23 protein-coding genes are annotated in these 24,673 nt (G+C 62.7%); 10 read left to right on the plus strand and 13 right to left on the minus strand.

Annotated elements, in window-relative coordinates:
* The first annotated feature begins 47 nt into the window (after positions 1-47).
* Positions 48-686 carry an HD domain-containing protein gene (locus R4P70_RS17820; RefSeq protein ID WP_283569485.1) on the plus strand — a complete coding sequence of 213 codons (639 nt, stop codon included), beginning with the start codon at positions 48-50 and terminating at the stop codon, positions 684-686.
* A 9-nt stretch (positions 687-695) separates the two neighbouring features.
* Here the strand turns inward: R4P70_RS17820 and R4P70_RS17825 are convergent, their stop codons facing one another.
* The 7 genes from R4P70_RS17825 to R4P70_RS17855 form a co-directional block, all read right to left on the minus strand.
* Entirely contained in the window at positions 696-1,652 is a 957-nt protein-coding gene (locus R4P70_RS17825) for a R2-like ligand-binding oxidase (RefSeq protein ID WP_019747614.1), read from the minus strand.
* A gap of 87 nt (positions 1,653-1,739) precedes the next feature.
* The gene (locus R4P70_RS17830) at positions 1,740-3,368 is read right to left on the minus strand and encodes a sulfatase-like hydrolase/transferase (RefSeq protein WP_283569486.1); all 1,629 of its coding nucleotides are present in this window, start codon (positions 3,366-3,368) and stop codon (positions 1,740-1,742) included.
* Between the two features lie 45 nt (positions 3,369-3,413).
* Entirely contained in the window at positions 3,414-3,755 is a 342-nt protein-coding gene (locus R4P70_RS17835) for a DUF6292 family protein (RefSeq protein WP_020906953.1), read from the minus strand.
* 67 nt (positions 3,756-3,822) lie between these two features.
* On the minus strand, positions 3,823-4,578 hold the full coding sequence (locus tag R4P70_RS17840; protein ID WP_019747611.1) for an alpha/beta fold hydrolase: 756 nt from the start codon (positions 4,576-4,578) through the stop codon (positions 3,823-3,825).
* Positions 4,565-5,410 (minus strand): alpha/beta hydrolase, encoded by an 846-nt coding sequence (locus tag R4P70_RS17845; RefSeq protein ID WP_070796129.1) that lies wholly within the window; start codon positions 5,408-5,410, stop codon positions 4,565-4,567. The genes R4P70_RS17840 and R4P70_RS17845 overlap by 14 nt, the downstream gene beginning before the upstream one ends.
* 164 nt (positions 5,411-5,574) lie before the next feature.
* Positions 5,575-7,128 carry a DNA polymerase Y family protein gene (locus R4P70_RS17850; RefSeq protein ID WP_029254945.1) on the minus strand — a complete coding sequence of 518 codons (1,554 nt, stop codon included), beginning with the start codon at positions 7,126-7,128 and terminating at the stop codon, positions 5,575-5,577.
* Positions 7,125-8,015 (minus strand): hypothetical protein, encoded by an 891-nt coding sequence (locus tag R4P70_RS17855; protein ID WP_019747608.1) that lies wholly within the window; start codon positions 8,013-8,015, stop codon positions 7,125-7,127. The genes R4P70_RS17850 and R4P70_RS17855 overlap by 4 nt, the downstream gene beginning before the upstream one ends.
* A 227-nt stretch (positions 8,016-8,242) precedes the next feature.
* Between R4P70_RS17855 and R4P70_RS17860 the strand changes: the two genes are divergently transcribed.
* Entirely contained in the window at positions 8,243-9,442 is a 1,200-nt protein-coding gene (locus R4P70_RS17860; protein ID WP_020969081.1) for a serine/threonine-protein kinase, read from the plus strand.
* A gap of 27 nt (positions 9,443-9,469) precedes the next feature.
* Here the strand turns inward: R4P70_RS17860 and R4P70_RS17865 are convergent, their stop codons facing one another.
* Positions 9,470-10,858 carry an FAD-binding oxidoreductase gene (locus R4P70_RS17865; RefSeq protein WP_019747606.1) on the minus strand — a complete coding sequence of 463 codons (1,389 nt, stop codon included), beginning with the start codon at positions 10,856-10,858 and terminating at the stop codon, positions 9,470-9,472.
* Positions 10,858-11,694, minus strand: a complete 837-nt coding sequence (locus tag R4P70_RS17870) for a class I SAM-dependent methyltransferase (protein WP_317831050.1) — start codon at positions 11,692-11,694, stop codon at positions 10,858-10,860. The genes R4P70_RS17865 and R4P70_RS17870 overlap by 1 nt, the downstream gene beginning before the upstream one ends.
* Before the next feature lie 151 nt (positions 11,695-11,845).
* Between R4P70_RS17870 and R4P70_RS17875 the strand changes: the two genes are divergently transcribed.
* The 6 genes from R4P70_RS17875 to R4P70_RS17900 all read left to right on the plus strand — a co-directional run bounded on the left by R4P70_RS17875 (position 11,846) and on the right by R4P70_RS17900 (position 17,424).
* Positions 11,846-12,523, plus strand: coding sequence for a winged helix-turn-helix transcriptional regulator (locus R4P70_RS17875; RefSeq protein WP_029254940.1), 678 nt, complete (start codon positions 11,846-11,848; stop codon positions 12,521-12,523).
* A gap of 110 nt (positions 12,524-12,633) precedes the next feature.
* Positions 12,634-13,218 carry a M15 family metallopeptidase gene (locus R4P70_RS17880; protein ID WP_019747603.1) on the plus strand — a complete coding sequence of 195 codons (585 nt, stop codon included), beginning with the start codon at positions 12,634-12,636 and terminating at the stop codon, positions 13,216-13,218.
* Positions 13,219-13,220: 2 nt separating this feature from the next.
* A complete protein-coding gene (locus R4P70_RS17885) occupies positions 13,221-13,862 on the plus strand; it encodes a phosphatase PAP2 family protein (protein WP_019747602.1) in 642 nt (213 codons plus the stop codon).
* Between the two features lie 75 nt (positions 13,863-13,937).
* The gene (locus R4P70_RS17890) at positions 13,938-14,636 is read left to right on the plus strand and encodes a response regulator transcription factor (protein ID WP_283569487.1); all 699 of its coding nucleotides are present in this window, start codon (positions 13,938-13,940) and stop codon (positions 14,634-14,636) included.
* A 47-nt stretch (positions 14,637-14,683) separates the two neighbouring features.
* Positions 14,684-16,027: a sensor histidine kinase gene (locus tag R4P70_RS17895; protein ID WP_283569488.1), complete on the plus strand. Its 1,344-nt coding sequence runs from the start codon at positions 14,684-14,686 to the stop codon at positions 16,025-16,027.
* 188 nt (positions 16,028-16,215) lie between these two features.
* Positions 16,216-17,424 (plus strand): MFS transporter, encoded by a 1,209-nt coding sequence (locus R4P70_RS17900; RefSeq protein ID WP_283569489.1) that lies wholly within the window; start codon positions 16,216-16,218, stop codon positions 17,422-17,424.
* On the opposite strand, the gene R4P70_RS17905 is transcribed toward R4P70_RS17900, so the two are convergent.
* The 3 genes from R4P70_RS17905 to R4P70_RS17915 are packed head-to-tail and all read right to left on the minus strand — an operon-like array spanning position 17,421 to position 20,861.
* Positions 17,421-18,875 carry an MFS transporter gene (locus R4P70_RS17905; protein WP_020906941.1) on the minus strand — a complete coding sequence of 485 codons (1,455 nt, stop codon included), beginning with the start codon at positions 18,873-18,875 and terminating at the stop codon, positions 17,421-17,423. The genes R4P70_RS17900 and R4P70_RS17905 overlap by 4 nt on opposite strands.
* A 49-nt stretch (positions 18,876-18,924) precedes the next feature.
* Entirely contained in the window at positions 18,925-19,584 is a 660-nt protein-coding gene (locus R4P70_RS17910; protein WP_020969075.1) for a response regulator, read from the minus strand.
* Positions 19,581-20,861 (minus strand): ATP-binding protein, encoded by a 1,281-nt coding sequence (locus R4P70_RS17915; protein ID WP_037134353.1) that lies wholly within the window; start codon positions 20,859-20,861, stop codon positions 19,581-19,583. Before R4P70_RS17915 ends, R4P70_RS17910 begins: the two co-directional genes overlap by 4 nt.
* A gap of 236 nt (positions 20,862-21,097) precedes the next feature.
* On the opposite strand from R4P70_RS17915, the gene R4P70_RS17920 reads away from it, so the two are divergent.
* Positions 21,098-22,492, plus strand: a complete 1,395-nt coding sequence (locus R4P70_RS17920; RefSeq protein WP_069145833.1) for a PspC domain-containing protein — start codon at positions 21,098-21,100, stop codon at positions 22,490-22,492.
* Positions 22,489-22,722, plus strand: coding sequence for a hypothetical protein (locus tag R4P70_RS17925; RefSeq protein ID WP_020906937.1), 234 nt, complete (start codon positions 22,489-22,491; stop codon positions 22,720-22,722). The genes R4P70_RS17920 and R4P70_RS17925 overlap by 4 nt, the downstream gene beginning before the upstream one ends.
* 56 nt (positions 22,723-22,778) lie before the next feature.
* Here R4P70_RS17925 and guaA read toward each other — a convergent pair whose 3' ends face one another.
* Positions 22,779-24,350, minus strand: a complete 1,572-nt coding sequence (guaA, locus tag R4P70_RS17930; protein WP_019747593.1) for a glutamine-hydrolyzing GMP synthase — start codon at positions 24,348-24,350, stop codon at positions 22,779-22,781.
* Between the last annotated feature and the right edge of the window lie 323 nt (positions 24,351-24,673).

The following is a 24,673-nucleotide window of genomic DNA, read 5'->3' on the forward strand; positions in this document are numbered from 1 at the left end:
GGGATAGACCGAGAAATTCGCAGCAACGACGAGCAGAGCAGGTACCGATGACCACGATCATTGCCGGTGTGAAAATCCCCGATTCGAAGATGGCTGCCGACGCCACCGAGCTGGTACGAGATACGGCGTCCGAGTTACTGTTTCACCACTCGCGACGTGTCTTCCTCTTCGGATCGCTTCAAGGAGCGCGTCTGGGTCTGCAGGCCGACCCCGAATTGCTCTACGTCGGCGCCATGTTCCACGACCTGGGGCTCACCGCGAAATTCCGGGACAGTACGTCACGTTTCGAATTGGACAGCGCCGACGAAGCGCGGCGATTCCTCACCGGCTACGGAGTCGACGAAACCGACATCCGCACAGTGTGGGAAGGCATCGCTCTGCACACGACGCCCGAGATCCCCTCCCAATTGGAACCCGAAATCGCCTTGGTGACAGCGGGTGTGGAGACCGACGTACTCGGAATCGGATACAGCGAACTCGACCAGGCCGACATTGACGCCGTCACCGCGGCTCACCCGCGCCCGGATTTCAAGAATCAGATCTTGAAGGCTTTCACCGAAGGCTTCAAGCACCGTCCCGAAAGTACATTCGGGACGGTCAACGCTGACGTACTCGAACATTTTGTGCCGGGATTTCGGCACATCGATTTTGTCGAGGTCATCCAGAACTCGGCTTGGCCCCAATAGAATTCGCTGTCATTTGGCCGCCTCACTCATCGCAGCGGCATCTTCCGCCCCGAACTTTTCCTCGAGGGTCTCCGGCGAATAGTCGAGGTCGATCTCGGCGACGTCGCGCCCGCGCGCGGACTCGATCGCCGAAAGTCGGCGCTGCGCACGGTCTGCGGCGTACTCGAGGAACTCCTGATTGTCCAAACCGAACGGCTGCACCTCGAATTGATCGTTGACCCAGTTGATCATTCCGAGTGCCATGGGCATGAGTTCACCCATCCGCTGCTGGACGACGTCCCAGTTGTGATCGTCGGCGGCTACGTGCCTTCGGCAGGTGAACGTCCCCCAAGCCATGTGCCGTCGCTCGTCGTCACCGATCTTGCGCACCAATTGCTGCATGCCAGGCAGGATTCCGCGCGTCGCACAGACTTTCTGCCAGGCGTAGTAGCCCGTCAACGCCAAACTGCCCTCGATGACGTGGTTGTACGTGACGCTGGCACGCACCTGGTTGACCGGACTCGGATCCGTCTCGAGAATGCGTAGCGACGAAGGCAACTCCTCGTAGAACAGTTGCCGGTAGTACGGATTGTCAGCGACGTAGGAATGCAGATCGCTGGTCAATCCCACTTCGTCCATCCACAGCCGAAAGACCTGGGTGTGCTTGGCTTCCTCGAAACAGAACTGCGTCAAGTACATCTCGTCGCCGAATCGCCCCTCGGTCGACATCGCTTTCATGAACGGTTGAATGTCTTCGGTGACGGCTTCTTCACCGGCAATGAACTGCGCGCACAGGAAGGTGGCGCTGCGCTGCTGCTCGCTGGTCAGCTCCTGCCAGTCACGAGCGTCCTGGGAAAAATCGAGGTCGGTTGGGTTCCAGAATTTGGCATTTCCCTTGGTGAACAATCGGAGTGGGAACGAATCCCAGTTCAACCCTCCCGACCGAAGAGTACTGAAACCTTCTCGCCCCGGCGAGGTGACAGTCATGACATTCCTTCTTCCCGAACCGAAGACAGATGCCCCATCAGCATGCCCGCAGAACTGAAACGTGAATCAGTTTTGGCGAAATTCGATCTATTCCTTCAGAGAAACGCCCTTGGTCTCCATCACTGCGAAGAGCTTGGCGTTCATCTGAGCCGCCAGATCCGGCCGATACGAGCCGATATTGAGCGGATTGGCGAGATTGTTCAGTTCCAAGGGGTCGGCTTGTAAGTCGTAGAGTTCGTATTGCGGCGCAGCAACTCCCGCAGGATCGAAGTACATCGTGTACTTCCATCGGTTCTCCCGGATGCAGCGGATGTGATTGGGCTGGGTGACGATGTTCTGACCGTCGGGCGTCGCACAATTCTGATCGTCGTAGGTGAACAGAATCGTGTCCTGAACCTGCGCGCTGGGACCGTGGGGGTAGGCGGCAGCGTCGACGATGACCGGTGTCAGATCGGTACCCGAGAAGTTCCACGATTCACGCGCTGGCGCTTGGGCGAGAGTGGCGAGAGTGGGCATCACGTCGATCAACGACGCCAAGGCGTCTGTGCGAACGGGTTCGGGAAACAGCAAGGGGTTGCTGATGACCAGTGGAACGCGCAGCGTTTCCTCGTAGGCGTTGAACACCTTCTGCCGCAAACCTCCGTGGCTCATCCCCATCTCCCCGTGATCGGACATCCGTACGATCACGGTGTCGTCGAGCATCTGCGGGGTGGCTTCGATCGCGTCGAGCACGCTGCCGATGTGTTCGTCGACCACCTTGTGCATGTAGGCGTAGAAGTTGATGTAGTTGCGTGCCTGATCAGGCCCGAGCAGCGGGCCGAGCCCGGCTGCGAGTAGCAATTCCGACTGAACCTGCGCTGTCGGTTTGTGATTGAGTGCCAGGATCTCGTCGAAAGTGGGCGGCAAGTCGATCCCCTGCTCGAAGGCGCCTGGCGCGTCCGATCCATAGTTGTCGCACGTTCCGTTCATCGCATTCCAGGTCTGGGGGTACGCGAGGACGTCGTGTGGGTTCACGAACGAGACGATGAGCGCCCAAGGCTGCCCGGATGTGACCGCAGATCCGGAGAGGAAATCGACTGCCTCCTCGGCAACACGGCGATCATGGTCGGCGCACCCGCCACCGAAGTGGTCCGGATTGGTGTCCTGACCCGCGTCGGGGGGAATCCACCCTTCGAAGCCGAATCCCGCTACATCGTCACTTGTCGGATCACCACCCTCGACGCCTTTGCTCAGATGCCACTTCCCCCGGTACTGAACGTTGTAACCGGCCGACGCCAGCAGCTTTGCCATGTTCTGCTCGGAGACTTGTAACTGTGGCTCGGTGGGTGAGACAGTGCCGCCTTCGGTGAGGGTTCTGGTGACCCCGTGCCGCGCGGGAAAGAGGCCGGTGAAGAACGTACTACGACTGGGCGAGCACATCGCGGTATTGCACACTGCCTGGTCGAACGTCAGCCCGTGATCGGCAATCCTCTTGCGGTGGGGCAGATTCTGATCAGCCCAGCCCTGCGGCCAATACATCGGCCGGCGCTCCTGATCGGTGATGATGACAACGATGTTGGGTTTCTGCGGAAACCGATCGGCGGGCGATGCTTTCGCCGGCGCCGCGCCGGTTGCCACGTCTGCCACTCCGGCGAGGACAAGAGCACCGACGCCACCGAGGAACGTCCGGCGCGGCAATGAATGACAGTGCGAGGCAGGAACGTTCTCTGGGTTCACGGGCGTCGTCCTCTCGGAGGCGTTGTGGCCCCAGAGTTGACCGAATCAGTGTTCGCTACACATGCGCGAGCAAACTGCCTCGGCGCTGATCAGTTCGATGACTCGATCCGCGCAGCGCAGCGGATCCGGTGTCCGGCCGATACCGAGAGGGTCGACAATCGAAATCGTCCTTCGCACGTCAGCCTCCTCGACACCCCACGACCAACCGAAGTCGTGATTCCAGAGCAGAACCGCGTTCTTCCCCGGATGGTTTCGGGCATGAACTGGCAGAACGATCACCGCATCCATACTCGGTCCCTGCGGCCATCGGACGGTCTCACCGTGAACGGATCGTGCTACCGCGTCGACGTATTCGTGTGCGGACCAGTCGTTGCCGTTGGTATGCATGGAAGTACATTCGGTGCCGCACGCGTAGCGGATGGGTTCTTGCCGGAACTGATCGAGTATTGCGCTTTCAGGAAATGAACGGCAACACAACGGATTCGAATTGGCGATGGCCGTCGCGATGGACACTGTGGCCGGTACGGAACGAGACCAATTCGCAGCGCGCGACGGTGGCGGCAACAGCGTCGAGGCGATCGGGATCCACCATCCCGCCCAGACCTCCACGCAGGAACAACATGTCAGCCTCGATGAGCGGCAACCGATCCCACCACTGCGGATCCGGTCGGCGGAACTGCTCGAGCGCGGACCGCGTCATCGAGCGATCGAACGTCAGCGCAGCTCGCGGATGCCGCACCAAACTTGTTGTTGCATGCCACAGTTCTGGCACACTCGGCAATTTCCTCGCGAATACCTGTTCTGCGTCACCTGCGCGTAGCGGCAACGGTGCTTCCTCGATGACCAACTTCCGCACCACGGTGGGTCGTTTCTGCGCGATCAACGACGCCGCGTGCCCGCCGAGCGAATGGCCGACGAGATCCACCTGATCGAGTTCGAGATGATCACACACGTCCATAACGTCGTCGGCGAACTCGTCGAACAGATACGACGACGCCCGAGCGCTCCGGCCGTGGCCGCGAAGATCGACCGAGACAACTCGCCGGTTGCGTGATCGCAAGGTCCGCGCGAACTTGTCCCAGGTACCGCTGTCGCCACCCATCCCGTGCACGAGGACTACCGGAGGCAGATCGGCAACACTGGGATGCGAGCCGGAATCGCGGTAGCTGATCTGGACCCCGCCGGCACTTCGTACGTTAGCGACACTCACGAGTTCCCAGGATAGACCTGTCCTCGTGGATTGCTGAAGCTGTCAGCCGAGGCGGCAACTGCCCTGGCCGCGTGACCTCGTCGTAGCGACCGAGCCCGATCCTCGCGATGTTGCGCAGCGACTCGCTTGCATCGGCGAAGTATCCACAATGCCCTCGAATGGCACCGGTGTCGAAAACAACAGCTCCGTGCTGCGCCCGAACTGGAGACGGGCCGTGCCCGAGGCGACCGATCTTCACGCGTGGGAAATACCGAATCCAGTCCGACGGCCCTAGCGCGGCCCAGAGATTTCCGGCAAAGCACAGGTCTTCGCGAGAACTGGTCCCCATCCCCGGGCTACCGAGCACCACACAATCGTCTACTCGCGCCGACGGGAGGGCGAGTCCGCACACCACGGCCCCGTAGCTGTGTCCGACGAGCGTCACATGCGCCGAACGCGGCAGGATGCGTGTCAATCGCGCCAGATCGATCGCACCGCGTTCTGCGAGTGTCCGCGAGAACGACTCGAGAAATCCCCACGGCGTCCGATAACCGACCCACACGATCACCGCGACGTGGTCGTTCCGTCCGAGCGTTCGGAGCATTCTTCCCAGTGTCCATCCGCTCGCTCGTGGTCCTGTCGGACGGTTCTCGTCGAAGTAGTTTCCCAATCCGTTGTCGTTGCCCGGCACGAAGATGACGATGTGCTCGGCTGTGGCGACATCGCCGAACACCTCCACGATCCGGCCTTCGCCAGACTCGTCGTACGCCAGAAGTTGTGCGTCGTGCAGCTCCGTCTGCTCGTAGTGAAGTCGATCGGTTCCGGAAACTTCAGGTCGACCCGCCGTTGCCATGACACTCCTCGTAAAGAGTTGCAACGGTGAGAATCATTGCAACGGTTACTTTTTGAATGTCATCAACGCTAGGAGCCGAGCGACGGCATGACGATGGTGCCAACGCCCCTACTGTTCGTACAGTCGACTCGACCAGGCGGGTACAGCTAGCTATACCTGCGAGCTCATTCGTACACACCCTCCACCGACCATCCACCGCCTTCACAGATCATCAGCAGCGCACGTGATTCCTCCAACAGAACCTGAGCCCGCGCCGCCGTGCGTGCCGAGGCAGCGTCCCACCATCGCTCGTCAACCGGCCAGGGCCCGGCCCACCCCTGCACTGCCCATTCCTTGCTCCCCCACTTCAGCCTTCCCGGCTGCGAACTGAAGACACCGCGCTCAGTGACGTACACGGCGTTACCGGCCACATCCCCCAGCCACACCTTGGGATTGTCGACGAAGATCGACCCCGGAGACGGTTGTGGCAGACGGCCCGGCCACGGGGCTGTCGGATCATGGGTAGCTACCCGCTCGTCACCCAAGGGCAACAAGGTAATTCGCTCCAAGGGCCCTCGACCTCCGCTCAGGACACCGACCTGAACCGATTCGCCACCCAGAAGACCCTGCACGCGCACCAATGCTCGCCTGGCTCGCTCCTCCTCGTCGCCGACACCGCCCCACAGCCCCAACTGCAAAGCGCCGGCACTGACCACCTCCACCGGTTCCAGACGCAACACGGCTATGCCTGCGGTTGGCCGGGTCTCACTGCGCCCGGTGAGCCAGCCATCCAGTTGCCATCGCACTCGATCGGCCGTTCCCTCCGGCGTCAGAGGTTCGGCGCAACGCCAAGTCCGAGAAAGATTTTCACCGTTACCCGTACTGGCCGAAATCGACAGACGGGTGCACGCCACCGCGGCAGCAGACAACTTGTCGTGCAGGAGACTCGCCAAGGCGCGCCCGGCAAACGCTGCGGCATCCACCCGCTCGATCGACGGATCGTAATGCTGCTCCACCTCCAGGTCCGGCGGAAGTGTCCGCGCCGACGGTGGCCGTTCGGGTTCACCGCGCGCCGCACGATGCGCGAGCACCGCATCGGCACCGAAACGCGAAGCGACGTCCACTGCCGGTAGATCCGCAAAAGCACCGATGGTTCTGATCCCGAGCCTGCGCAGCAGATCCACCAACTCCCCGCGATGCGGTGCAGACAGGCTGGGTTCGGCCGCCAACTCCGGCATGGGTAGCGGCGCCAGAAACCGTGCTCCCTCCCCCGGCGGCACCAGCGCTGCCCGGCGCGCGGCAATGACCGCCGTGGACAGCTGATCTGCCACCCCCACCTGACTCTCGACACCCGCAGCAGATGCCTGATCCACCAATCGTTCCGCCGCAGCTTCCTCAGAACCGAAGTACCGACTGACACCACGCGCGCTGAGCACCAACAAACCAGGACGGAGTACCTCGACGCCCGGTGCCACCGCGTCGATGGCCGCGGCCACCGGCTCGAACAATCTTGCATCGCGTTCCGGATCTGCCATCGCCACATACAGTTCCGGGCAGCGAGCCTGCGACTCGCGTCGGCGCAGGCCTCGTCGCACTCCCTCCGCACGAGCCGTCGCCGAACATGCGATCACCCGATTACCCGAAGTGACCGCGACGGGATGTGTGGCCGGAAGATCGGCAAGCGCTGCCGCTGCCACCGCCGGCCAGTCCGGGCACCACAACGCCAGAACTCTGCTCACAGTGACACCACCTGCTCCGACACCACCTGCGACGACACATCCTCGACCGGCCGAGAAGGTACCCACTCGACCCGCCCGGCTGCACTGCAGATGTCCAGACGCGTGGTCCGGGGCTGGAACGAGCGCCCCCGAGCACGAACCGCGAGGCTCAGGGAACTGAGCCGTCCACGCCCCAACTCCCGACCCTGACCGAACCCACCATAGCCATGAACCCGAGCGTCCAACCGAACCTCGGCTCCGTCCCAGTGACCTTCGGTGACAACAAGAGTCGAGCCCTTGCTCCGAGCACGTGCGACCACCGCCCGCGCACGCGACGGGGATACCGACGCACCCGCCAATCCCAGAATCACCAGATCCATACCGTCGAGCAGCACGGCGGCGATCTCGACCGGATCCGGCCCAGGCGCCGGAATGAGTGCCAGACGTTCCAGTTGCGCACCCATCTCGTACGCCGCCAGCAATCCCAGTCGAGGCTGCCCGATGACTGCAACATGTCCTCCGGACGCCGTCACCGACGCGACCAATCCCAAAAGCAAGGACGCTGCGCCCTCGACGGACACCACGGTTCCGCGCACCAAACCGCCCTGCGGTAACAATGCGGCGATACCCTCCGGCACCGGGAGGACACCGGCTTTGTGCGCACGGTCCACGACCGGCCTGTCCCGGTCGGCAACACTCTCGGAGGCCGCTGCACTTGTCCCGGAAACACCAGCCACAGAAACACCGGCCACAGAAACACCAGGTCCGGAAACACTCGGTCCCGAAAACGACGTATCGCCTCGCGAGGGAATGGACGCGATCTGTCGGCGGAGCTGTGCCAGCCGATCCTGACGGGACAACCCCGCCGCATCTGCCGACAGCTCTACCAACTCGGTCACCTCGGTCATCCCCATCCTCCGGAACACCGGAAAAACTCACTCGGCAGCAATCCATAACCAGCCGGCAAACCGCGGGGAAGTCGGGTCTGACATGCATCCAACGAACAGCAATTTCGAACATATTTTCGAACTGTTTTCAGTAAACCGTGTCACCCCCGACACGTCAAGCAGAGCCAAAAACCCAGTTCACAGGAGCCTCGAGCGTCACAGTGGCATCAATCCATTAACCTTGAGATGTGACAGCTCAAGAGCAGACCGGGAGGGGCATCGGGCCCGAATACCTGCTGGCGGGGCGGTACCGACTCCGCTCCAAGATCGGCGACGGAGGGATGGGCGCCGTCTGGCTGGCCCGCGACACCCTCCTCAGCCGTGACGTCGCGGTGAAACAGGTCACAAGCACGGAAGGCCTCGACACCGAAACGGCCGAAGAGGTCCGTGAACGTACATTGCGCGAGGGCAGGAACGCCGCAAAGCTCACCCATCCCCACTCCATCGCCATGTACGACGTCGCGATCGAGTCCGGCGAACCCTGGCTGGTCATGGAGTACTTCCCGGCTCGCAGCCTCGCCCAGGCCATGAACCTGGCGGACACGTTGCCACCACTCGAAGTCGCGCAGATCGGCGCGCAGATCGCTGCGGCACTCACCGAAGCGCACGCCGCCGGCATCGTCCACCGCGACATCAAACCCGGCAACATCCTGATCGCCGACCGAGGCAAGTCCCTCGGCACCGTCAAGATCAGCGACTTCGGCATCGCCCGCGCAAAGAGCGACGTGTCCGACACCCAGGACGAGGTCATCACCGGCACTCCCGCGTACTTCGCACCCGAAGTTGCCCGCGGCGACGACCCCACCGAGGCCAGCGACGTCTTCTCACTCGGGTCGACGCTCTACACGGTGATCGAGGGCCAACCGCCCTTCGGCATCGACTCGGACGCTATCGCCCTACTGCATCGTGTCGCCAAGGCCGAGATCTACCGACCCACCAAGTCTGGACCGCTCACCGATGTTCTCCTTCAGCTCCTCGAGCCGGACCCGACCCGTCGGCCGACGATGGCTCAGGCACGCGACGCGCTCGCCGCAGCCGCGACCGGCGGCGGCACGATCGATCAGTTGATCGACGCTCCCGTCTACTCGTCCGAGGGCGCCGTGCCGGCCTGGGCTCACCGCACCACACAACTCGCCGACCCACACCGCCGCAATCGCCTGACCGGCTCCACGGTCACCGGACTTCCTGCAGTGCAACAGAACACGCCACTGCGAAACGTTCCCAGTCCGATGGACATGTTCTCCTGGCCGCCGCGGATACCGACCGGACCCACCGATGCCAGCACCCGCGACAAGGTAGTCGCGTGGGCTCCCCTCGCCATGACCGGCATGGTCGCCGTCATCATCTTGGCCGCACTGATCGTCGTCATCCTGGTGTTCACGGCCTGACTGGTGTTCACGGTCTGAGCACAAGCTTCACGCAGGCAGAATATTTGCATTGAGGTGAAACACGTTGTCCGGGTCGTACTTCGCCTTGACTGCGGACAACCGCGCGTACTTCCCCGCGCCGTAGGAAGCTCGCACTCGGTCCTCGTCGACGTCGGTCATGAAGTTGACGTACCCGCCTTGGTTGGACGAGAACGGACGCAAGGCTTCCCAGGTCTCACGCACCCACGATCGATCCAATTCCAGCGTCCCGGCATCGGTGGCCGTCGCCGTCATATTGCACACGTAATGCGGTGTGCGAGAACCACCGAACGCTGTGTCGTCCTCGCCGACGGAAGTGAAAGCTCCCTGCAGCGGAAAGATCGGCATGAAGGACATCGGCGACGATTTCTTGCCCGCTTGTTCGGTCAGAACATCGATCACGTCGTCGGAGAAATCCACCAGGTCCAAAGCCTTCTCATAGGCGTACGCACCCCACGGTTCCGATTCGTCGAGCATCGACTGCAAGCCGACGTACGGGATCGGAGTGACGAACTCGAAAAGCGTCGGCAAGCCCTCTCGAATCGGCGCAATCGCGTTCGAGTGTTCTACTTCCGATCCGAAACCGGCTACCAGCAACGCGTATCCGGGCAGTAGGTGAAATTGATCCGGGACAAACGGCGCCGGCGGCGCGGACAAACTGACGGCAACCATCGCACCCGCATTTCTCGGCAGGGCAGGCACTACCTCGCGGCACAGACGAAGCGCTGCGGGTCCGTCCTCCATCCCCCAGAAGAACAGTCCCAGATGCACTTCCGGACCGATCTCGCTCAGACGGTACTCGAACTCGGTGACCACTCCGAAATTTCCGCCGCCACCGCGCAGTGCCCAGAACAAGTCGCTGTGATCGTTCTCGGAGGCTCGAACGATCGAACCGTCGGCGAGCACCACCTCTGCCGACACCAGATTGTCGATCGCCAGGCCGAGCGTGCGGGTCAACCACCCCATGCCACCACCGAGTGTCAGGCCACCGACGCCGGTATCACTGATCACTCCGCCGGTCACCGCCAACCCGTGTTCCTGCGTCGCCTTGTCGAGGTCGGCGATCGTCGCACCACCACCGACCCTGGCTCGCTTCGCTGACGGGGCGACGCTGACTACGTTGATCGCACTGAGATCGATCATCACTCCGCCTTCACACACCGATGTGCCTCGGTAGGAATGCCCGCCACCTCTGACCGAAACCTCCAACGAATGGGCTCTGGCAAATGCAAGTGCCACAGCCACATCCGACGCCGACCGGCACCTAGCGATCACCGCCGGACGATGATCGATCTGCCCGTTCCAGATCGATCTGGCGTCGTCGTACTCCGGATCTCGGGGGCCGAACACAGAACCTGTGATCGCCGATTTCAGTGGCGCGAACTCGACCGTCGTCATCACGCACCTCCCCCACCGGGCGTCGCGGTGACCAGCAGGTACTCCCACTCCATCGTGAACGGTTCGCTTCCGCTGCCGTACCTTTCCGCCAACTCGAGCAGATCGCGGTCCAGCGCCTGCGTTCGGTCGGGATCGCCAGCGATGTTCCGGTACACCGCGATGGTCGGCCCGTAATTCTTCTTGAAGAAATCACGGAACTCTTCCGGCCCGCTGAATGTGTCCACACGAAGTACGTCTTTCCTCGAGGCCACATCGCCGAGCAGATCACGAACATGGTTCTCATCGCCCCACAAAAGCGCCGGCTGCGAACCAGGAGGCGGCGGCGGTGCGTACGGCTTCATCGTTTTGAACATCTCGCCGATGAATCCCGTCGGAGTCCAACTCAGCACTCCGATTTTTCCGCCGGGTCGGCATACTCGCACAAGTTCGTCCGCGGCGCGCTGATGATGCGGTGCGAACATCACACCGACGCACGAAAGCACCACGTCGAACTCGTTGTCACCGAAAGGAAGAGCCTCGGCATCGGCCTCCTGCCAGTCCAATTCGACTCCGGCGAGGGAAGCGGCCTCCTTACCCGCTACGAACAATTCGGGAGCCAGGTCAGTGGCAATCACCTGCGCACCCAGCGCGGCCGCCGGAATGGCGGCATTGCCGGACCCCGCCGCGACGTCCAGCACGCGGTCACCCTTCTGCACACCGCACTCGCCGACCAGTACCGGCCCGAGTTCCGCAATGACCTGCGTGGCCACCGCCGGATAGTTACCGAGACCCCACATGGCCCGATGCTTGGCCTTCAGCTCACGATCCAGCCCGAGCGTTTCCGTCGATTCACTCATTACCGTTCTCCTTCAATATTTTTGGTACTCGGAGCCCAACAACCTCGGAGCCCGACAACATTCATGCCGTTACTTCGACGCTACGACGACGGTTCACTCCGCTCCAGTACGAAATCTGTACCGGAGCACTCCAGAGGCCTACGATCAAATGATGGGGTCCTCGTACCACCAGTTCTGCCCCGTCGCCAAGGCGATGGAGCTACTCGACGAGCGGTGGACGCTGCTTCTCCTCCGCGAACTGATGATGGGAAGCGACCATTTCAACGATCTCCGACGCGGACTTCCGCGAATGTCACCGACTCTGCTCTCCACGCGGCTGCACCAACTCGCGATCGCCGGCATCGTGGAGCGAGAAGAAACCGACTGCGTCGTCAGTTACCGATTGACCGACGCGGGCCGAGAACTGCGCCCTGTGGTCGAAGCTCTCGGAATCTGGGGTACCAGGTGGATCGGCGAGCTGGGCGATGAAGACCTGGATCCGAAACTGCTGCTGTGGGACATGCATCGACGCGTGGATCACTCCGTGGTTCCCGACGGAAAGACCGTGGTGCACTTCGTTTTCTCCGGAGTGCGTGAACATTCGCGAAACTGGTGGCTCGTCATCAATTCCGGGGAGGTGGACATGTGCGATATCGATCCGGGTTTCGACGTTGCGGTGTCGGTCTCTGCGGGCTTGCGACCGATGACCGAGATCTGGCGCGGTAACCTGACCTGGTCGGACGCCATACGGTCAGGTGACGTCACCATTTCGGGGCCTACGGCGTTGCGTCGTAGCTTGCCTTCGTGGTTCGAACTGTCGACTTTCGCATCGATCCCGCGCCCCGTGTAAAGCGCGCTCACCAGCCCCGTTCCGTCCTGTTACAGAGCTGTTTCAGACCGTGACACCGTCGACGAACGGCGACCACCTGACGGTGACACTGACCGAGCAGTCTCTGTTGTATGCCCAGCCACCGCGGAATAATCCGCCTCGCCGCACTCGGTGCAGTCGTACTCGGTGCGCTCACGCTCAGCGCATGCTCGTACACAGAAGAAGCAAAGCCCAAGAGTGGTAATTACCTTGCCACTCAGCCTGATTCAGGACCCGCAGGCGGCGAGATCGAGGACGGCATCAGCGTGCAGGATACCCATGTACCTGCACTGGCCCGTCTCGATTCCGCCCTTCTCGCGGCGCTGCAGTCGGCAGCGGCCGACGCACAGGCCTCCGGAGTGAACATGCACGTCACCTCGGGTTGGCGGTCCGCCGCATACCAACAGCGACTGTTCGACGAAGCCGTCGTCAAGTACGGCAGCATGAACGAAGCGTCCAAATGGGTGCACTCCCCGAGTCTGTCGAAGCATGTCAGCGGACAAGCCGTCGACATCGGACCGACCGATGCCGACGACTGGCTCATCCAGCACGGCAATGATTACGGCCTCTGTCAGACCTATGCCAACGAGATGTGGCATTTCGAATTGGCAACCACTCCCGGCGGGGAATGCCCGCCCCAACTGAGCAACCCTTCGGACGAGAGAGCGGAAGGCTGATCATGACTCGAGTCAAACCCGCGAGACTGATTGCCGCACTGGCACTCCTGATCCTCGGAGTCGTCGAATTCGAACTGGCAGTCAACACGACTGGTGGTCAGATCGTCGACCAACAACTCATGGTGGGCGCGGCCACTTCCGAAGGACTCAGTGTGTTCTCCACCGAGTTCATCGGCCTCGTCACTCCGATACTGATAGTGGGAGGAGTGCTCGTGGCACTCATGATCACATTGCGCAACAACCCGATTGCGCTGGCCCTACGCGTCGTCGTCGTGACCCTCGGTCCCATCACGACGGCCTGGGTTCTCAAACAATCGTTGGATCGACCGGACCTGAACGGCCTGGTGATGCACAATTCCTTCCCCAGCGGCACGCTGACGGCCATCGCTGCTCTGGTCTGCGCGATCGTGCTCGTCACACCCTCGAGGTGGCGGGCAGTCGTTGCAGTCAACGGCGCGCTGATCACCATCGGGACCGCGATCTCGGTAGTCGTGTTGCAATGGCACCGGCCGAGTGACGTGATCGGTGCGCTACTGCTCGTCGGCTGCTACACCCTCGCCGTGTCGGCATTTCCGTTGAACACCAGCGTCGCACGGCACGCAGTACTGGCGGACTCAGGCAACGAACGGCTCTCGAAAGTGTGACCCCTGTACCCTTGGCTGACCGAGATTCCTCCGACCGCAGAAGGCCCCTGATCATGGCGAGTCCAAGGTGAGCGCATGGTGAGCATTCTTTTCATAGAAGACGATCCAGCGGTGGCCGAGGCAATCACGTTGGGACTGAACCGACTCGGGCACAACGTCAGCCATCGGCCCGACGGTAACGGCGATTTCGACGACGTCCTCGGCTCCACCGACCTCGTCCTACTCGACCTCGGACTGCCAGGAGCCGACGGTTACGAGATCTGTCGACGCATCCGTACGCGCAGTTCGATCCCGATCATCATCTTGACCGCCAGATCCGACGACATCGACACTGTTGCCGGCCTCGAGGCCGGTGCCGACGACTACGTCGTCAAACCGGCCAGTCCGCGTGTCCTCGATGCTCGGATCAAAGCCGTCGTGCGGCGCTCGGCGCCCGCAACGACGCGTTCAGATGTGGCGCCGGGCGCAGAGAAGTTCGGCGACCTGGAATTGGATCGGTCGTCATTGCAGGTACGCAAAGCCGGGACGCTGCTGACCCTGACTCCGACCGAACTCCGACTGATACTGGCGCTGACCGAAAACCCCGGACAGGTTCTCAGCCGCAGGCAATTGTTGTCCGCAGCCTGGGACCAGGAATACCTGGGCGACTCACGAATCGTCGATGCAGCAGTGCAGCGGCTGCGCGGAAAGATCGAGCACGACCCAGCCACACCGACCGTGATCGAAACGGTGCGCGGGTTCGGGTATCGCTTCAACACCAGCCCGGCCCGATGAGACCGACCTGGCTTCGGGTCGACGGTCTTCGGACCAGGCTCGTGCTCGTGTTCATCGCAATCGTCGTGATCATCGCCGGGGCAACCGCAGGCGTCGTCTCGTTCATGGCGCGGTCGTGGATCTATTCCAACGCTCAGGACGTGGCAACGGCACAATTTCGCGACGAACTGCAGTACAGCAACGGACCGCCGGTAGACGGGCTGACACCTGACACCCTCGGACAGATCTTCCAGTCCGACATGACTCTGATCGTCGACGGCGAAGTCATTCGTCAAGGATCAGTGGATGCGGCAACGATCCCACCCAGCTTCGAAGAGGGTTTGGACAGTCCCAAACTGATCCGCTTCGAGAGACTCGACTCCCAGCGCATCATGTTGGGAATGTCGGTCAATGTCGTGGACATGACTGCAGACGACGGCTACGACAACGAGACACTGGTCAAAGCCGTCACCATCCGGCCGCTGGTAGGGGTGCAGGACAAGTTCGACGACCTGCTTCGAGCTGTCGGTCTCACCCTCGCGGCGGGTGTGCTGGTGAGCGGTCTGCTCGGACTCTGGATCGCGTCGACGCTGGTCCGTCCGCTCAAACGCCTGGACGAGGCCGCCGCCCGCGCCGCCGACGGCGACCTGAGCGTCCGGCTCCCCGAAGACGGAGTAGCCGAACTTGTCCAGGTCACAACAACTTTCAACAACATGGTCGCTCGCAACGAAGCGGTCATCCGAGGTCTGGAAGAATCGGAAGAACAGTCGAGAAGATTTGTCGCCGACGTCTCCCACGAGCTTCGAACGCCGCTGGCGGCATTGGTTCCGGTCAGCGAAATCCTCCGCGAAGAGATCCCTAATCTTCCGCCGGACGCCGCCGCTGCAGCGCGCATCGTGAGCAGTGAGATCGGCAAGCTCACTCGACTTGTCGAAGATCTGATCGAAATGTCGCGCCACGACTCACAACAGGCGCGTCTCGTCCTCGACGACGTCGACCTCGTCGAATTGACCGAGCGCACACTCGAAAGCCGAGGTTGGACAGAAACCGTCGAACTCCGTGCACCCGAAAACGTCAGCACCAGAGTGGATTCGCGTCGAATCGACATAGTCGTCGCCAACCTCGTCGGCAACGCACTGCGCCACGGAGCGCCTCCGGTTCGCGTCGAGTTGAGCGCAGAACCCGGTTTCTCCGTCATCACCGTCGTCGACCACGGCCCCGGCATCTCACCCGAAGACCGGCAGGCGATTTTTCGGCGGTTCTACAAGGTCGACACCGCGCGCGGACGCAGCGAGGGCAGCGGACTCGGGCTCTCCCTCGCCGTCGAAAACGTGCACTTGCACGGCGGCACCATCGGCGTCGACCAGGTGGACGGGCGCACGATCTTCACGGTTCGCCTGCCCCATCGCTGACCCCTTCCCGAGCGAACGTACCTTTCGGCGCACCCAAGGCGATCGTCGTACCGTTCGCTCGAAAACGGGTGGGCATTTCGCACCCTGGGCCGCCCACATTTGACCAAATAATGGGATTCTGGTTTCAACATGTGAAACTACGCGAGTAGCGTCGGCATCGTCGAACAGCGTAGAAATCGGAGGGCACCATGACGCAGGCGTCGCGGTTGGAAAAGACGGCCGTCTCCCCGAAGGCGTGGACGATGCTCGGAATCGGCGTCGCAGCCCAGGCCGCAGGCACCGTCTTCGTCAGCACCTCCGCCTTTTTGATCCCCCTGCTGCATTCCGAGCACGGTCTCTCGTTGACACAAGCCGGAACCCTGGCCGCTGCACCCACTTTCGGCATGGTTCTCACCTTGGTGGCGTGGGGAGCGATGGCCGACAGATTCGGTGAGAAATGGGTCATCTCCATCGGGCTCGCGCTGACGGCGATCGCCGCACTGGCTGCGACCACCACCGACAACTACGCCCTCCTCGGGATCGCATTTCTACTGGGTGGAATGGCTGCGGCGAGCACCAACGCCGCCAGTGGGCGTGTTGTGGTCGGCTGGTTTCCCAAGGATCGGCGCGGCCTTGCGATGGGCATCAGGCAGATGTCACAGCCACTGGGCGTGACCATTGCGTCGTTGACCATCCCGACTCTCGCCGCGAACGTAGGAATCGGTTCGGCCGTCGGACTGTCGGTGGCGCTCAACGGCGTCCTCGCCCTGATCTGTGCCGTCGCATTGGTCAATCCCCCGCGCCCGGCGGCACGGTCCACAGATATCCCGGTCGAGACGATCAACCCTTATCGCTCGAACTGGTTCCTCTGGCGCATTCACGTCGTCTCCGCCCTGTTGGTGTTTCCGCAGTTCACCCTCTCGACGTTCGGTCTGGTCTGGCTGATCAGCGAGCAAGGCTGGGACGCGGCGCCCGCTGGGCTCCTGATCGGGATCTCCCAGTTCGTGGGTGCGCTCGGCCGCATCGTCGTCGGCATCTGGAGTGATCGCGCCGGAAGCAGAGTAGGCCCGCTGAGGTTGGTTGCCGTCTCCGCATCCGCGGTCATGTTGGCCATGGCAGCAGCCGGCGCAGCGCCTTGGGGCGTTCCGGCCCTGATCCTGCTGCTGGCAACCACCGTCAGCGTCGCCGACAACGGTTTGGCGTTCACATCCGTCGCCGAAGCGGCCGGGCCGAAATGGCAAGGAAAAGCGTTGGGCGCACAGAACACCGGCCAGTTCATTGCCGCGTCAGCAGTGGGCCCGGTGGTCGGTGCGCTGATCGGCGCGGTCGGCTACCCGCTCGCTTTCGCGATAGTCGCGGCATTTCCAGCCGCGGCAATCCCCTTGGTGCCCAGCCGAGATCGCGACATCAGCGTCTAGTCCCTCATCGGATTCGGTTGCACTGCAGGTCCCGTCAGATCACAATGCGGCTTGCACGCAACCGAATCCGATTCCTGAACAGGCTCGACAGTCGGAGTACGAATCAGCGTCGCGGCGATGGCCGCACCGATCAACAGCAGCGCCACACAGATGTACATCGCGTACCGGAAACCGTCGGAGAAACTCGACGGATCGACCAGGCTCTCGGCATCGATACCCACGAGAGCGGGCAAGGCCGCAACCGCAAGAAGCTGGCTCGTGCGAGCAACGGCATTGTTCACACCCGACGCGATTCCGGACTGCTCCACCGGCACCGAGCCGAGCACGGCGGCGGTCAACGGCGCCACCATCACCGCCAGGCCGAGGCCGAAGACCAGAACTCCCGGCAGCACGACGGTCAGGTACGACGCATCCGGGCCGATCCGCGTCATCAACACCAACCCCACCGCGGCCACGGCGGGCCCGACCGTCATCGGCAATCGCGGTCCGTGCGTCTGCGCGTAACTGCCCGCGCGCGAAGACAACAGCAACAATGCCAAGGTGATCGGTACCGTTGCGACGCCGGCAGCCACCGGTGAGTACCCCGCGACCAACTGCAATTGCAGCACGAGCAGGAAGAACACACCGCCAAGAGCCGCATAGACCGCGAGAGTCACCAGATTGGCCGCGACGAACATCCGCGAACGAAACAGGGACGGCGGCACCAACGCACTCGGCGATCGACGTTCCACCACAACGAACAGGCACAGAGCGAGCACCCCGACCAGCCCGACTATCGGGTTGACTTCGATCAGCCCGTACGTCAGCGCCCCGAGACCGACTACTGCGCAGGCAGATCCGACCACGTCCAGGTGCTCGGGCGGATGCGGATCGCGGCTCTCCGGCACGTGGCGCACCGCTGCCCACACCACGACGATCGCCAACGGAATGTTGAGCAGGAACACCGATCGCCATCCCGCCACTTCCACCAGCCAACCACCGAACAGCGGACCGATAGCGCCGGCGACACCACCCAAGCCCGACCACAAGCCGATTGCCGCGCCGCGGTCCTCCTCGCGAAGTGACGCGGAAATGATGGCAAGGCTGCCAGGCGTCAAGAGCGCAGCTCCCACTCCCTGCAGGATCCGCGCAATCACCAGAAACGTGATGTCAGGTGCAATTCCGCACAGCAACGACGCGACCGCGAACCAGACCGTCCCCCACACGAATACCCGCCGCCGACCCCAACGATCGCCGAGGGCTCCGCCGAGCAGTATCAGCGACGCCAATGCCAAGGTGTATCCGCTCAGAGTCCACTGCAGCCCGGCGACACCGGAATTCAAGTCCTCGCCGATGTGCGGCAGAGCAATGTTGACGACGGTGCCGTCGAGGAGAGCCATGCTCGAGCCGAGAACGGTGGCGGCGACAACCCAACGCCCACGTCTCGACGCGAGCGCCAGTGGTTCCGTCATCGGTCCATGGTGCGCCTTCACTCGCAATCGCGAAAGGGTGCGCGGAAATTCAGTCGATCTGTCGGCGATGTGCCCAACGTGTCAGCGCATTGCGATTGGACTGCTGAGTCTTTCGCAGAACGTTCGATGCGTGAGTCTCGACGGTCTTCACGGAAATCACCAGGTCCTCGGCAATTTCACGGTAGGTGTACCCACGTGCCAGCAATCTGAGCACTTCGAGTTCCCGCGGAGTAAGAGAATCGAGTTCCGGATCGAGTTGTGGCTCGGGTGCATTGGAGCGTCCGGTGAAGGAGTCCAACACGAAACCTGCCAGGCGCGGCCCGAACACCGCGTCACCACCGGCAACGCGTCGTACGCCCTCGGCAAGTTCGGATCCCGAGATCGTCTTGGTCACGTACCCGCGCGCACCGCCGCGGATCACCGCGATCACGTCTTCGGCGGCATCGGAAACGCTGAGCGCCAGGCACACCGGGCCGGAATCGATTCCGCGCAGAACTGCCACTCCACCACCGTCGGGCATGTGGACATCGAGCAGAACGACATGCGGCTTCGTCGAGTTGATACCGGCGATTGCCTCCGCGACGCCGCCGGCCTCACCGACGACATCCATATCCGTCTCGCGCGAGAGTTCGGCCCTCACCCCGGAGCGGAACACTGCATGATCGTCGACAAGAAATACGCGGTACGGGGGCGGCGCAAGCGAAGTCACTGGGGCTGTTCCTCGGGGTTGTCGACACGGTCAGCAGTCTGGTCCCACTTTAGAGCAGAGTCACCGAGCGGCATGTGCACGCGGATCTCGGTGCCCTTTCCGATGTCGGATCGAACCACGACGCGGCCACCGCGCCGCTCGATTCGACCACGAATCGACTTGGCCAGCCCCTGGCGATCCTCCGGCACCGCGTCGACGTCGAATCCGACGCCGCGATCACGAACGAACACACTGACCTGATCACCCTCGACCTCGGCGAACAGATTGATTTCCTTCTCCCCCGAGTGCTTTGCCGAGTTCACGAGAGCTTCACGCGTCGCACCGAGGAGCGCGGTGAACGCTTCCTTGGGCAGGCCGTTCTCGACGCCTTCGCCTTCGAGTTGTACGTCGCCGACAGTGACGGGACGGACCGTGACACCGTGCTGGTCTTCCACTTCACCGGCGATGATCTTCAGGCCTTCCGTCAGGCTCGTGTGGTCGATGTCGCCGCCGCTGAACAACCACTTGCGCAGCTCGCGTTCCTGACCGCGGGCCAGGCGCGCCACCTCTTGTGGGTTGTCGGACTGTTTCTGAATCAGCGCCAACGTCTGAAGGACGGAGTCGTGTAGATGCGACGCGATCTCTTCACGTTCGTCGTTGCGAATTCGGGCCGCACGCTCGGCGCCGAGAGCACGCCACATCCGCAGCCACAGCGGCACCGTCAACAAACCGACACCGATCAGCGTCACGACCACAGCCAAGAGAGACGAGCGCAGTGCTTCGAGGTCGACCTGAGCAAGGACGACAACGCCAAGACCCAAGATGATCAAGGTGGCTCCCCCGACCACCCGCGCCCACGTCAGAACGGTAGGCCGCTGCGGCAAGCCGATGACAGTACGGGGACCGTCGGAGTCGAACTCGCGCCACACCAAGGCGGCACCGATCGCGACGACGAAGAACGGCGCGAGCACCGAACCCGCCGTGCCGCTGAACAACCAGGACAACGCGGCTGCGCCGCCCAATCCGAGTGCGATCAAGCCGTACGCCCGCTGCCGCTCGGCCGCGGACGGCTTCTGCGTGTCCGTGCCGGCGGAGGTGAAGATCCACAGGGCGCCGTAAATGACGATGCCGGATCCGGCCATCGCCGCAAGAATCGTGAAGGCGACGCGCACTTTCAGGACGTCGATACCGAGATGATCGGCGATCCCGCCCGCAACTCCAGCGACGATGCGACCGCCGGAGCGCCGCTCCAGCTTTCGCAGTGGCACGGCACCCGGAATGGGCACGCCCTTCTTCATGGGTACGGGATGCACCGGTACCCCGTTGACGGGCGGGCCTCCCGCAAACCCGGGAGCGGGACCGCTCACGAACGGCGGATCTGACAGATATTGCACATAGTCGATACTGGCACGAACCACGCGGACACACATCAGGGTCCAACCCTGAATCAGGCCGCCACCCTCACCCGCGATCACCACAAAGATCAGGGTTGGCCCTGATGCGCGGAGGCTGCCTCGGAAGCCAGGATTGATTCATGAACAATCCGACTTTCCAAGAACAGATCCAGGATCTGTGGCGGACCCGCCCCGTGCGTCTGCCGGCACAAGGTCACGTGGCTGGGGTATGCGCCGGAATCGGATACCGGTACGGCATCGACCCCGTTCTCGTACGCGTGGCGTTTGTCGCGTCCACCATTTTCGGTGGCTCAGGCATCCTTCTCTACCTCGCCGGCTGGTTGGTACTTGCTCGTGCCGGTGACGGATCGTCCCCCGCGCAGTCGTTGATGGGCCGCGGACACAGTTCCGATTCCAGTACCAAGACCATCGTCTTGCTGGTGGCCCTCGCCATCGCGGCTACGACTGTCGGCCCCGTCGGCGTCGGTCTGGGTGGTTCCGGACTGATCGGGCTGATCCTGATGGTCGGTGGCCTGTGGCTGCTCTACCAACGAGCGCCCATCCCGCCCGCACTGCCGCAGAACACGTCGCCTTATGTCGGCGCAGGTACCGCGTATCCAGGCACCGGATTCACGCCTGGGCCGTTCACCCCCGGATACTTCGCGCCCAATCAGCCTCCCGTGTACACGCCGTACACCAAACTCCCCGACAGCTATGTGCCCGAGGAACGACCGGCCGACCATCCGCAGCAGTCACCACAATCTCAGGCCGCTCATCCGACGATCAACCTGTCGAAGGACCCGAGCGCTTCGGTCAGCACCAATCCGACCGAGGTGATCGGTGAGGCCGCCATCACGCCGCCGTCCTGGGATCCGCTCGGTGTCGCTCCGTTCGCCTGGGATCTTCCGGATCCGGCAGCCAAGGCCACACCGCTGCTCCCGTTGCCGCCACGTAAGCGTCGCTCGCGTTGGACGCTGACGGTCCTCGGACTCGCAATCATCGTCGCCGCAGTCACCGGGGCAGCGGGCGCCGCAACCGGCAACGAGTGGTTCACTCCCGGCCGAGTCGGTGCTGTCGGACTCGCCGTCATCGCACTCGGCCTGATCCTCGGGGCATTCTTCCGCAAGGGGTACGGCCTGCTGGTCGTCACCGGACCACTCGTGGGTTTCGTGCTTCTCGCCTCGTTGGTCTACCCGATCGAGTTCGACGCCTCGGGTGAGCAAAGATGGACTCCGGCAACAGCTTCCGAGTTGGAGCCGTCGTATTCAGGAGCCTTCGGAAGCTTCACTCTCGACCTCAACGGGGTCAAGTTCACCGAGGACAAGACCATCGACGTCGCGGCGTCGTTCGGCGAGTTCACCGTCATGGTGCCACCAACCGTCAACGTCAAGAACAGCTGCACCGTCGTCATGGGTGACGGATCAGGTTGCCTCGACGGCGGAATACACCCGGGCCGTGATGTGACACCGGACTCTCCCACCCTGACCATCAACGCCAAAGCCACGTTCGGCAGCCTGAAGGTGACGCAATCATGAGCGAGTACGACGAGACTACAGACCAGGACGAGACCCGAGAATCCAAGCGCCCCTCGGCACTTCTGCTGATCGCAGGACTGGCCGCACTACTGGTCAGCGTGTGGGCGTTGGTCGGGCCGTTCTCTCTGGCGCCGGCAGCGAACATTCAATTCCGTTGGCTGTTCGTCGGTGCCGCCGTCGTGGCAGGACTACTGCTGGTGATTCTGCCGAATCGGCGCAACCGCAAGTAAAACTACTGTGCGCCTTTATTAACCGCGGGGGGTTAATAAAGGCGCACAGTTGTTTTTTACTCCCACTCAATAGTTCCCGGCGGCTTGCTCGTCACGTCGAGGACTACGCGGTTCACGTCCGCAACCTCGTTGGTGATTCGAGTCGAGATGCGCTCGAGGGTCTCGTACGGCAGACGCGTCCAGTCCGCGGTCATCGCGTCTTCACTCGAGACCGGACGCAGCACGATCGGATGACCGTACGTCCGACCGTCACCCTGCACGCCCACGCTGCGGACGTCGGCAAGGAGAACCACCGGGCACTGCCAAATCGTTCCGTCCAAGCCTGCAGACGTAAGCTCTTCGCGCGCAATGGAATCTGCATGACGCAGGATCTCGAGGCGATCACGGGTGACCTCACCGATGATGCGGATACCGAGTCCGGGACCGGGGAACGGCTGGCGACCGACGATCTCTTCCGGCAGGCCGAGTTCGCGGCCCACTGCACGGACCTCGTCCTTGAACAGCAGACGCAGCGGTTCGACCAACTTGAACTGCAGGTCTTCCGGCAGCCCGCCGACATTGTGATGGCTCTTGATGTTTGCAGTTCCCGTGCCGCCGCCGGACTCCACGACATCCGGGTACAGGGTGCCCTGCACGAGGAAGTCGACGGTTGCACCGTGAGATGCGTTCTCGCCCAGAACATCACTGACTGCGCCTTCGAAGCTGCGGATGAACTCGCGGCCGATGATCTTGCGCTTGGTCTCGGGATCGGTGACCCCAGCCAGCTCACCGATGAAGGTGTCCGCAGCATCCACGGTGATCAGACGCGCACCGGTTGCCGCGACGAAGTCCTGCTCGACCTGCGTGCGCTCACCGGCTCGCATCAAACCGTGATCGACGAAGACACACGTCAACCGGTCGCCGATTGCCCGCTGAACCAAAGCCGCAGCGACAGCCGAGTCGACACCACCGGACAGACCGCAGATGGCGTGTCCGTCGCCGACCTGCTCGCGAACCTGCTCGATCAGCGCATCGGCGATGTTGGACGCCGTCCACGCTGCCGGAATACCGGCGATCTCGTGCAGGAAGCGGCTCAGGACCTGCTGACCGTGCGGGGAATGCAGAACCTCGGGGTGGTACTGCACGCCGGCGAGCTTGCGAGCGCGGTCCTCGAACGCTGCGACGGGAGCGCCATCGCTGGTCGCAGTCACCTCGAAGCCGGACGGCGCTTCGGTGACGGCGTCACCGTGGCTCATCCACACCGGCTGCGTCGCGGGAAGTCCGTCGTGCAGCAACCCACCGGATACCGCGATGTCGGTACGGCCGTATTCGCGGGTACCGGTCTCGGCAACGGTGCCGCCGAGGGCGCCTGCCATTGCCTGGAATCCGTAGCAGATTCCGAAAACCGGGATGTCGTGATCAAAAAGTGCGGGATCGAGCTTGGGAGCACCGTCTGCGTAGACACTCGAGGGCCCACCCGAGAGCACAACAGCCAAGGGGTTCTTGGCCACGATCTCCTCGACGGTCGTGGTGTGCGGAATCACCTCCGAGTAGACCTTGGCTTCGCGAACTCGCCGTGCGATCAACTGCGCGTACTGCGCTCCGAAGTCGACGACAAGAACTGGTCTCTGCTGCTCGATATCTGCCACAGGTGCAGTCTAATCGCCGCAGCCAGCGCTTCTGCGCATGCATGGACTCAGCCCGCTCCTCGGCCGAGTGAGCGCGAGGTACGTCACTACAAAGGCCGACCCTCCGGACTGCGCGGCGACCTCGGGGCGACCTAGACCACCGTCCAGGTCAACGATGCCCCAATCACCCGCACCTTAGCTTCGGCAATCAAATTAGCGACATCATCGCAGGCCAGAGCCCGAAATGGACGGAGGGTGAATTTTCTGGACGTTTGACCGATTCGCCTGAACCAAACGTCCAGTAAAGGTAATCTCGCCCGTCAAGTGATCAGGATCACGATCGC

It is taken from the genome of Rhodococcus sp. IEGM 1241 (genome assembly GCF_033142365.1).
Lineage (GTDB): Bacteria > Actinomycetota > Actinomycetes > Mycobacteriales > Mycobacteriaceae > Rhodococcus_F > Rhodococcus_F erythropolis.

What these genes read in the sequence shown, in the direction of transcription:
- R4P70_RS17835 (WP_020906953.1), bottom strand. Translation starts at nt 3,755, where the DNA reads ATGCATACCAACGGCAACGACTGGTCCGCACACGAATACGTCGACGCG.
- R4P70_RS17920 (WP_069145833.1), top strand. Translation starts at nt 21,098, where the DNA reads ATGAACAATCCGACTTTCCAAGAACAGATCCAGGATCTGTGGCGGACC.
- R4P70_RS17820 (WP_283569485.1), top strand. Translation starts at nt 48, where the DNA reads ATGACCACGATCATTGCCGGTGTGAAAATCCCCGATTCGAAGATGGCT.
- R4P70_RS17900 (WP_283569489.1), top strand. Translation starts at nt 16,216, where the DNA reads ATGACGCAGGCGTCGCGGTTGGAAAAGACGGCCGTCTCCCCGAAGGCG.
- R4P70_RS17855 (WP_019747608.1), bottom strand. Translation starts at nt 8,015, where the DNA reads ATGACCGAGGTGACCGAGTTGGTAGAGCTGTCGGCAGATGCGGCGGGG.
- R4P70_RS17845 (WP_070796129.1), bottom strand. Translation starts at nt 5,410, where the DNA reads ATGGCAACGGCGGGTCGACCTGAAGTTTCCGGAACCGATCGACTTCAC.
- R4P70_RS17880 (WP_019747603.1), top strand. Translation starts at nt 12,634, where the DNA reads ATGCCCAGCCACCGCGGAATAATCCGCCTCGCCGCACTCGGTGCAGTC.
- R4P70_RS17890 (WP_283569487.1), top strand. Translation starts at nt 13,938, where the DNA reads ATGGTGAGCATTCTTTTCATAGAAGACGATCCAGCGGTGGCCGAGGCA.
- R4P70_RS17870 (WP_317831050.1), bottom strand. Translation starts at nt 11,694, where the DNA reads ATGAGTGAATCGACGGAAACGCTCGGGCTGGATCGTGAGCTGAAGGCC.
- R4P70_RS17825 (WP_019747614.1), bottom strand. Translation starts at nt 1,652, where the DNA reads ATGACTGTCACCTCGCCGGGGCGAGAAGGTTTCAGTACTCTTCGGTCG.
- R4P70_RS17885 (WP_019747602.1), top strand. Translation starts at nt 13,221, where the DNA reads ATGACTCGAGTCAAACCCGCGAGACTGATTGCCGCACTGGCACTCCTG.
- R4P70_RS17925 (WP_020906937.1), top strand. Translation starts at nt 22,489, where the DNA reads ATGAGCGAGTACGACGAGACTACAGACCAGGACGAGACCCGAGAATCC.
- R4P70_RS17865 (WP_019747606.1), bottom strand. Translation starts at nt 10,858, where the DNA reads ATGACGACGGTCGAGTTCGCGCCACTGAAATCGGCGATCACAGGTTCT.
- R4P70_RS17915 (WP_037134353.1), bottom strand. Translation starts at nt 20,861, where the DNA reads ATGAAGAAGGGCGTGCCCATTCCGGGTGCCGTGCCACTGCGAAAGCTG.
- R4P70_RS17905 (WP_020906941.1), bottom strand. Translation starts at nt 18,875, where the DNA reads ATGACGGAACCACTGGCGCTCGCGTCGAGACGTGGGCGTTGGGTTGTC.
- R4P70_RS17875 (WP_029254940.1), top strand. Translation starts at nt 11,846, where the DNA reads ATGGGGTCCTCGTACCACCAGTTCTGCCCCGTCGCCAAGGCGATGGAG.